At 64.2% G+C, this 2889-nt stretch carries 3 protein-coding genes and 1 pseudogene; 1 reads left to right on the forward strand and 3 read right to left on the reverse strand.

Annotated elements, in window-relative coordinates; translation table 11 throughout:
* A pseudogene (locus JWP90_RS05050) lies at positions 1 to 411 on the forward strand (cation transporter); the annotation flags it as partial.
* Positions 412 to 582: 171 nt separating this feature from the next.
* Here JWP90_RS05050 and JWP90_RS05055 read toward each other — a convergent pair.
* From JWP90_RS05055 to JWP90_RS05065, 3 genes are all read right to left on the reverse strand, one after another.
* Positions 583 to 882, reverse strand: a complete 300-nt coding sequence (locus tag JWP90_RS05055) for an ATP-dependent DNA ligase (protein WP_367182672.1) — start codon at positions 880 to 882, stop codon at positions 583 to 585.
* A gap of 158 nt (positions 883 to 1040) precedes the next feature.
* Positions 1041 to 2435 (reverse strand): diguanylate cyclase, encoded by a 1395-nt coding sequence (locus JWP90_RS05060; protein ID WP_297360546.1) that lies wholly within the window; start codon positions 2433 to 2435, stop codon positions 1041 to 1043.
* A 28-nt stretch (positions 2436 to 2463) separates the two neighbouring features.
* Positions 2464 to 2889, reverse strand: a 426-nt coding sequence (locus JWP90_RS05065) for an alpha/beta hydrolase (protein WP_297360548.1), incomplete at its 5' end; no start/stop codon positions are given.

Raw genomic sequence — 2889 nt, forward strand, 5'->3', positions numbered from 1 at the left:
TCCATCGTCGGCGTCGGCGGGATCGGCCTCGGCCTGTGGTGGGCGGACTCGGGCGCCGCACTGTTCATCGCCGGCATCATTTTGTGGGACGGCCTGAAGAACATGCGCGCCGCCGTCGAAGACCTCATGGACACTCGCGCCATGACTTTCGATGATTCCAAGCCCCACCCGATCGTCAACAAGGTCGACGAGTACCTGAGATCCCTTGACTGGGTAGCGGATGCCGGTTCCCGCGCCCGCGACCAGGGTCACGTCTTCCACATTGAATCCTTCGTTGTACCGCTCTCGCGACGAACGGTGAGCCTCGCCGATCTCGAGAAGGCGCGCGAGGGCTGCATCGCACTCGACTGGAAGGTCGAGGACATCGTGCTGATCCCTGTGACCGAGCTGCCCCGGGTGGTGCGGGAGTAACAGCCCGCACAGGCCTAGCTCGCCCGGGCAACAGCCCGCACGGGCCTAGCTCGCCCGGGCAACAGCGCGCACGGGCCTAGCTGGCACGCCACAGAGGCGGAAACCGGACTGAACCGACTGGACAAACGGCCGGTCTCGTGACGCAACCGGAAACCGCTTGCGTCGCGGGTGTCAAAGAGCCGGTTCTGCTGCCGGCAGCGGTGCAGCAGGCGGCTCTGGCACGATCTCGAGTCCGCCCACCGAATTCGAGGAACGGACGAGGGCCTGGATCCAGCGGGAATTGAGCTGTGGTGTCTTGCCGCCGTAGTACTGGAAGGTCAGCGAAATCGCATTGTGGATCCAGATGGTTGTACGCCCCAGTCCGTTTGCGTTCTCCTTCCAGGTGAAGGCAAACGGTTCACCCCTGCGGAGCTTCGCCAGGATGACGACCTGCAAATGCGCGAGGATGCGATCGTCAATGCTTGCGGTCACTTTCGAGTCGTAAGTGAGCGTTCCCACTGGCCAGACCTCCACGTATTCGGGTTATTCCGCACAAGAACATGGGCGGGGATCAATAATTCTATCGTTGACCTGGAACGGGCGTGTGGGGCGCCGTGCCCGATGCTTCCCGGGCAGCTGCGAGAGTACGGCTAGACCGAGACTGTCGTGACACGATCTTTGCCTGCGTTCTTCGAGGCGTACATCGCGGCATCCGCCAGCTGAAGAACGTTGTCCGTGGAGATCGCCGGGTTCGTCGACGGGCCAAGCAGCGCGATGCCGACGCTCGCGGAGATCGGGCACGACGCCGGGACGCCCTGCAGCGGCTCGCGGACGACGGTACGGATCCGGTCGGCGATCACTGTCGCGGCGACCTGGCCGGTGTCCTCACAGATGATCACGAACTCGTCGCCGCCGTACCGACCGATTGTGTCGCCTGCCCGGACGACGCCGTGCAGGCGTTCAGAGACCTGCTGGAGGACGGAGTCTCCGACGGCGTGCCCGCATCGGTCGTTGACAACCTTGAACCCGTCGAGGTCGAGGAAGAGGATCGCGACGGAACGTTTGTTCCGAATCACGGCGGCGAGGGTCTGGTCGAGCCGCTCTTCGAGCAGTTTACGGTTGGCGAGGCCGGTGAGCTGATCGTGCAAGGCGAGTTCCGCCAGCTGTTCCTGAAGACGGATGCGCGCGAGCACGTGCGAGGACTGCCTCGCCAGCGTCTCGAAGAGTTCAAGCGATCCGTCGTCGAACTGACGCTGCCGTCCGAAGTGACACACGACGACACCCGTCGGTTCCCCTTTGTCGAGAAGGGGCGTGGCGGTCGCTGCCTCGAGACGCGCCGAGCGGAGAGCCTCGCCGAGGCCAGGATGGTACTCATCCGCCTCGTCAGGGTTCGAGATCGTGACCGTCCGCCTGAGCCGGAGCGCCTCCGTGGCGGGCGTCGACCCTCCGGCCGTCACACGCTCATGCAGCGGGTTCGTGCCAGCGACCAGTTGAAGGTTTCCCCTCGCGTCGAAGAGCAGAACGGACGCGTGTGTCGCGGTGAAGGCATCCCGGACAGTGCCCGCGAGGGCCGCGGTGAGGAGCTCTTCGGTGTCGGCAAGGGTGAACGCGCTCGACGCCTGCTGAAGAACACGTACTCGGGTCTCCGACGACTCAGCGGCACGCCGAGCCGCAAGCAGGTCCCGCTCATAGTCACGTCGCCCGGTCGAGTCGAACACGGCGATCCGGATCTCTTCCGGTTCGCCGTCGTCGCCCGTGATCAATACGGAGTTCACCAGGGTAGGCAGTGTCGTGCCGTCGGCAAGCCGAAGGGACAGGGCGACCTCATCCGCTCGGCCCTTGAGCAGGAGCACCGGGACGTGGCGTGTCTCGTGGAACAGCTGGCTCCCTGTGGTCAGCAGCTCGACAAGCGACCGACCGGCGAGCTCGGTCGCTGGACGCCCGATCATCGTCGCGAAGGTGGCATTGGCTACGATGATCACCCACTCCGGCGTCGTGACGACGTACCCGCATGGAGCGTTGTCGAAGAGCTCTTCGAAGTCCACCTGAGACAACGGATGCTCTGTGCCCGCGTCAGCCGAGGTACGCACGGATCTCGGCGCGCAGTTCTTCAGGTGCGGAGAGGTTGGGGCAGTGGCCGGTGGCTGACATCACCACGAGTGAGCTGCCGGCGATCTCTTCGTGCACGAATTGGCCGACGGGCAACGGCGCGATGATGTCGTCCTGGCATTGCAGGATCAGAGTGGGCGTCGTGACATCCCGCAGGTCCCTCCGGTTGTCGGAGAGGAACGTCACACGCGCGAAGTGCCGGGCGATGGTGGGATCAATGCTGCAGAAACTTTCGGTGAGGGTTTCGCCGAGCGCCGGTGTCTCGCGGTTGCCTATGATCAGAGGCGCCATCGTTGAGGACCAGCCAAGATAGTTGGAATCCAGTGCGTCCAGAAGGGAGTCGATGTCCTCCTGCTCATGACCGCCGAAGTAGTCCCCGGCGTTGATGTA

Source organism: Mycetocola sp. (assembly GCF_025464835.1).
In the GTDB taxonomy this organism is placed as follows: Bacteria; Actinomycetota; Actinomycetes; order Actinomycetales; family Microbacteriaceae; genus Mycetocola_A.